The 5,869-nt window shown below is 72.1% G+C and carries 7 protein-coding genes; all 7 read left to right on the forward strand.

The window, feature by feature from the left end; translation table 11 throughout:
• Positions 1-623, forward strand: a 623-nt coding sequence (locus JS521_RS33105) for an MFS transporter (RefSeq protein WP_205086595.1), incomplete at its 5' end; no start/stop codon positions are given.
• Entirely contained in the window at positions 592-1,761 is a 1,170-nt protein-coding gene (locus JS521_RS33110) for an acetoin utilization protein AcuC (protein WP_205086596.1), read from the forward strand. The genes JS521_RS33105 and JS521_RS33110, both read left to right, overlap by 32 nt.
• Before the next feature lie 148 nt (positions 1,762-1,909).
• Positions 1,910-2,725: a phosphatase gene (locus tag JS521_RS33115; RefSeq protein ID WP_205086597.1), complete on the forward strand. Its 816-nt coding sequence runs from the start codon at positions 1,910-1,912 to the stop codon at positions 2,723-2,725.
• 127 nt (positions 2,726-2,852) lie between these two features.
• Positions 2,853-3,065 carry a helix-turn-helix domain-containing protein gene (locus tag JS521_RS33120; protein ID WP_029182680.1) on the forward strand — a complete coding sequence of 71 codons (213 nt, stop codon included), beginning with the start codon at positions 2,853-2,855 and terminating at the stop codon, positions 3,063-3,065.
• A 143-nt stretch (positions 3,066-3,208) separates the two neighbouring features.
• Positions 3,209-3,307 (forward strand): 30S ribosomal protein bS22, encoded by a 99-nt coding sequence (locus JS521_RS33125; RefSeq protein WP_003948845.1) that lies wholly within the window; start codon positions 3,209-3,211, stop codon positions 3,305-3,307.
• A gap of 188 nt (positions 3,308-3,495) precedes the next feature.
• Positions 3,496-4,584, forward strand: coding sequence for an NAD-dependent epimerase/dehydratase family protein (locus JS521_RS33130; RefSeq protein WP_205086598.1), 1,089 nt, complete (start codon positions 3,496-3,498; stop codon positions 4,582-4,584).
• A 15-nt stretch (positions 4,585-4,599) separates the two neighbouring features.
• On the forward strand, positions 4,600-5,691 hold the full coding sequence (locus tag JS521_RS33135) for a lysophospholipid acyltransferase family protein (protein WP_205086599.1): 1,092 nt from the start codon (positions 4,600-4,602) through the stop codon (positions 5,689-5,691).
• Positions 5,692-5,869 lie beyond the last annotated feature (178 nt).

Genomic DNA, 5,869 nt, shown 5'->3' on the forward strand with positions numbered 1-5,869 from the left:
GTGCCGGGGGCGGTGCGGGCGGGGCGCTCTCGTTCAAGCTGCTGCTGCCGCTCTGCCTCGTCATGGCCTTCGCGTACATCGGGGACTCGACCGTCTCCAACTGGAGTGCCAAGTACCTCCAGGACGTGCTGGGCAGTTCGGAGCAGCTGGCGACCGTTCCGTACAACGTCTACATGGTGACGACCCTGTTGGGGCGGGCCGTGGGGGACCTCGGGGTGCGGCGGTTCGGGGCCGTTGCCGTGGTGCGGGGCGGGAGTCTGCTGGCGGCCGGCGGGTTCGCGGTCGTGGCGGTGGCTCCCGGGGCGTGGGTGGGGATGCTCGGGTTCACGATGCTCGGGTTCGGGCTCTGCGTGATCGTGCCGCAGACCTTCGCCGCCGCCGGGCGGATGTTCCCGGGGAACAGCGACGCTGCCGTGGCCCGGTTGAATATCTTCAACTATGTGGGGTTCTTGGTCGGTTCGCCGCTCGTGGGCGCTCTGGGGGATGGGTGGAGTTATCGCGGGGCCATGCTCGTACCGATGGTTCTGGTGCTGGCGACGCTCGTGTATGCCCGCGCGTTCGGGCCGGAGCCCGCCCGATACGGTGGCGGGCATGAGCGGCCGCGCACAGCTGATGTGGGATGACGCAGTTACGGGATACGACTTCGGGGACACCCACCCCATGGACCCGGTCCGGCTCGCCCTGACGATGGGGCTGGTGCGGGCGTTCGGGCTCGATACGGCGGTGGATCTGCGGTCGGCGAGGCCCTTGGGGGACTCCAGCCTGAGACTCGTGCACCGGCAGGACTACGTGGCGGCGGTGCGGGCCGCCTCGGCGAATCCGCGGGCCGCCGACCAGAACTACGGGCTCGGGACCGTGGACGATCCGGCGTTCACCGGCATGCACGAGGCGTCCGCGCTCATCGCCGGGCTGTCCGTGGGGGCCGCGGAGGCCGTTTGGCGGGGCGAGACCGAGCACGCGGTGAACTTCACCGGGGGGCTGCATCACGCCATGCCCGGTTCGGCCGCCGGGTTCTGCGTCTACAACGACCCGGCCCTCGCCATCGCCCGGCTGCTGGAGCTGGGCGCGGAGCGGGTCGCGTACGTCGACGTGGACGTCCACCACGGGGACGGGGTGCAGGCCGCGTTCTGGGAGGACCCGCGCGTCCTGACCATCTCGCTGCACGAGCACCCGAGGACGCTCTTCCCGCAGACCGGGTGGCCGGAGGAGACCGGGGCCGGGGACGGCGAGGGCTCGGCGGTGAACGTGGCGCTGCCGGCCGGGACCGGGGATGCGGGCTGGCTGCGGGCCTTCCATGCGGTGGTGCCCGAGCTGCTGGCCGACTTCCGGCCCCAGGTGCTCGTCACCCAGCACGGGGCCGACACGCACTTCGAGGATCCGCTCGCGCATCTCGCGGTGTCGCTGGACGCGCAGCGGGCGGTCATGGAGTCCTGTCACCGGCTGGCCCACGAGCACGCGGACGGGCGGTGGGTGGCGCTCGGCGGCGGCGGGTACGCGGTGGTGGACGTCGTACCCCGGTCGTGGACGCATCTCGTCGGGATCGCGGCGCATGCTCCCGTGGACCCGGAGTCGGTGGTGCCGCCGTCGTGGCGGGATCTCGTCTACGCCCGTACGCGGCAGCTCGGCCCGGGCCGGATGACGGACGGGCGTACGCCGTCGTGGCAGGCGTGGGAGGACGGGTACGACCCGGCGGACCGGCTGGACCAGGCGGTGCTGGCGTCCCGGAAGGCCGCCTTCCCGCTGCGGGGGCTGCTGACCTAGGTGTATTGGTCGCGGGCCGAGCCTTTCGCGCTGTGGGGGGCCGCTGACCCGGGCCACACCCCGGGGCATTGTGCCGTGCGTTACGCCAACGGTGGGGCGTACCGGGATTCCGGCTCGCCGGGCCCCGCGATACGGCAGCATCCCAGGGGTGTTGAGCACCGGGGCGCTGCGCGCCCATCTGCTGGCGGCCCGGCTGGCCGGGTCCGTGGCCACGTCGCGCGAGACCAGTCTGCGCAGCTACCGGCTGTTCGCCGCCCGGGATCCGCGGGTGATGCTGGGGCTCGCGCCCGAGCGGGCCTGGGGCGAGGGCGAGCTGTTGCGGCTGATGGCGGACCGGTGCGGGGTCTCGCCCGACCCCGCGCATGTGCGCGGTCCCGACGCGATCGACCCGGAGCGGACAGTGGCCGCGCTGGACGCGTTCGCCGAGCGGCTGGCGCTGGTGGCCGAGCGGCGGGCTCCGGTGCTGCTGGGGACCGGTCATCCGCATCGGCTGCTCGGTTTCTACGCCGGGCTGGCAGACGCTCTGTCGGCGGCGGGGTGTCCTGTTCTCACCCCTGCGCAGGGGCGATGTGTCGACATAACGACCCGGTTTGGCGTACGTACGTACCACCTCGACTACGTACGGGGTGTTGCCCTGGTGCGCGAACCAGGGGGGCGGCCCACCGGGGGCGAGACCGGCGCGCACACGCATTCGCCCCTTCCCGTGCGGCTCGCGCTCCAGGACGCGGCGGAGCGGCTCGGGGTGCTGCCCGAGCTGGTCATCGGGGATCACGGCTGGGTCTGCGGTGCAGGTCAGCTGGGCATCGAGGCGATCGGTCCTGCGGACACGGACGATCCGGCGCTGTTCGTGGGGGAGGCGGAGGGGCGGGTGTCCGTGGTGGTTCCGCTCGACGACGGCGTACGGGCGCCGTTCTACCGGCCGTTGACGCGCTATGTGCTCAATCGGGCCCGTCTGTCACAGTAAGCCGTCGATCGGCTCCCCTCTTCCCCACTCGCACCACCCGCCCCTAATCTGGGGAGTGAGCGCACAACGACGAAGAGTCACCGGAGGGGAAGCCGGTGCGCGTCCGGTGCGGAGGGACAGGTGGATCATGGCTGCTGACAACGAGAGGCCTCTCAACGAGGTCAAGTTTCTGACTGTGGCGGAAGTCGCCTCGGTCATGCGAGTGTCGAAGATGACCGTGTACCGCCTGGTGCACAGCGGTCATCTGCCGGCGATCCGGGTGGGCAGGTCCTTCCGGGTGCCGGAGCAAGCGGTTCACGCGTATCTCCGTGAGTCCTTTGTGGGGGTGGAATCAGCCTGATCCCGGCCTGACGTCAGGCCGGGATCAGCCCGGGGTTGCCCGCGGATTACGTCCCTCGGACGGTGGCGGGTAGGCTAGGCCGACGTAGGTCGTGTGGGCCCAGACGCCCCGCACCAGTGAAGAAGAAGTGAGCGAGGGTAGTCGTGGGCTCTGTTATCAAGAAGCGGCGCAAGCGGATGGCCAAGAAGAAGCACCGCAAGCTGCTCAAGCGCACGCGCGTTCAGCGTCGCAACAAGAAGTAAGCGAACGCAGTTCGTGAGATCCGCAGCCCTCCCGCCGTCCTGGCGGGAGGGCTGCGGTGCGTTTCCGGGCATGGGGTCGTCACAGGGCGGCGTCCACCCGCTACGGTGACCGCCAGGGAAGTTACCGCGGGAAGCAGGGGAACAGGGAAGCAGGGTTCGGCTTCCCTGGCCGACGGAAGGCGCTGGTCTTGGGGAAGGTCGTCCTCGTCACAGGAGTGGCGCGGCAGCTGGGTGGCCGCTTCGTCCGGCGCGTCCAGCGCGAGCCCGGCGTGGACCGGGTGATCGCGGTCGACGCGGTCGCGCCCGCGCATCAGCTCGGCGACGCGGAGTTCGTCCGCGCCGACATCCGGCAGTCGGCCCTGGCGCGGATCCTGGCCGAGTACGCCGTCGACACGGTGGTCCACCTGGACGTCTCCGGCAAGGCGCTCGGCGCCGGCGGCCGTACGGCGATCAAGGAGACCAACGTCATCGGCACGATGCAGCTGCTCGGCGCCTGCCAGAAGTCGCCGACGGTGCAGCGGCTCGTGGTGAAGTCCAGCACCAGCGTGTACGGGTCGGCGCCCCGCGATCCGGCCGTGTTCACCGAGACCACCCCGCCCAAGTCGCTGCCGAGCGGCGGCTTCGCGAAGGACGCGGTGGAGGTCGAGGGGTACGTACGGGGCTTCGCCCGCCGCCGGCCGGACGTGGCGGTGTGCGTGCTGCGGTTCGCCAACATCCTGGGGCCGCACCCGGACTCGCCGCTCGCGGACTATCTGTCGCTGCCCGTCCTGCCGACCGTCTTCGGCTACGACCCGCGGCTCCAGTTCGTGCACGAGGACGATGTGATCGACGTCCTGGGGATCGCGGCGAGCGAGCCCCGGCGCGGAACGCTGAACAGCGGCACGTTCAACATCGCCGGCGACGGGGTGCTGCTGCTGTCGCAGTGCTCGCGGCGGCTGGGAAAGCCGACCGTGCCGGTGCTGCTGCCCGCCGTCACGTGGGTCGGCTCGGCTCTCCGTACGATCGGTATGACCGACTTCTCGCCGGAGCAGATCCGGCTGCTCACCCACGGCCGGGTGGTCTCGACGGTGCAGATGCGCGAGACCCTCGGTTTCCGGCCGGAGTTCACCACGGCGGAGACCTTCGCGGAGTTCGCGCGGAGCCTCGGGCCGGGGCTGCTGCCGCCGGAGACTGTGGGCAGGGCGGTGGACCGGCTGGCGGCGTTGCCGCTTCCGGGAGGCGCCGGACCGCGGGAGCGCGGGGCCGGTGCGGTACAGACGAATCACGGCGCCAGGTAGAGGAGCGCACCGACGATGGCGGACGCCAAGGTCATTCCGTTCGACGACGACCGTTCGCGGTCCGGTGGCGGTGCGCGTCCGGCGCGGCGCCGGACCGGTGCGGGCGGCAACGGCAGCGGCCGGGGCGACGGCTCCGCCGCTCCGGTCAGCGCCCTGCCGGGGGCACAGGTCCCCGAGCAGCCCGAGCTGTCCCCGGAGGCCGGGGAGGCGGGCCGGGAGCCCGGGGAGCCGGGTCAGGACGCGGTGGCGGCGGGCCGTTCGGCGGCCGGGGGCCCTGAGCGGCGGATCGCGGGCGGGCTCGCGTTCCTGCGGCGGCGGGTCACCGGCGATTACGACGTCGACGAGTTCGGTTACGACGCGGAGCTCACCGACCAGGTCCTGATGTCGGCGCTGCGGCCGCTGGCGGACAAGTACTTCCGGGTCGAGGTGAAGGGCATCGAGAACATCCCGTCGGACGGCGGGGCGCTCATCGTGGCCAACCACTCGGGGACGCTGCCGCTGGACGGGCTGATGCTCCAGGTCGCGGTGCACGACAACCATCCGGCCGAGCGGCATCTGCGGCTGCTCGCCGCCGATCTGGTCTTCCACCTCCCGGTCGTCAACGAGCTGGCGCGCAAGGCCGGTCACACGCTGGCCTGTGCGGAGGACGCGCAGCGGCTGCTGGAGATGGGCGAGATCGTCGGGGTGATGCCCGAGGGGTTCAAGGGCATCGGCAAGCCGTTCGGCGAGCGCTACAAGCTCCAGCGCTTCGGGCGGGGCGGGTTCGTGTCTACGGCGCTGCGGGCGGGCACGCCGATCGTGCCGTGCTCGATCGTGGGGGCGGAGGAGATCTACCCGATGATCGGCAACGCGAAGACGCTGGCCCGGCTGCTGGGCTTCCCGTACTTCCCGATCACGCCGACGTTCCCGTGGCTGGGGCCGCTGGGCGCGCTGCCGCTGCCGACGAAGTGGACGATCCAGTTCGGTGAGCCGATCCCCACGGACGGGTATCCGCCGGAGGCGGCGGAGGATCCGATGCTGATGTTCAACCTGACGGACCAGGTGCGGGAGCAGATCCAGCACACGCTGTACAAGCTGCTGGTGCAGCGGCGGTCGGTCTTCTTCTGACCCCGCATCTCACGGAGGAGGGGGGGCGGGCCCGGGGGCGGGCGCCCCCCCCCCCCCGCGGGGGGGGGCGGGGCCCCGCCCCCCCCCCCCCCCCCCCCCCCCGCCCCGGGCCCCCCGTCGTGGGGGGGGGGGGGGGGGGAACCCGCCGCCCCGGCCGCGGGGGCGAAGGCCGGGACGG

It is taken from the genome of Streptomyces durocortorensis, from assembly GCF_016901035.1.
Taxonomy (GTDB): Bacteria; Actinomycetota; Actinomycetes; order Streptomycetales; family Streptomycetaceae; genus Streptomyces; species Streptomyces durocortorensis.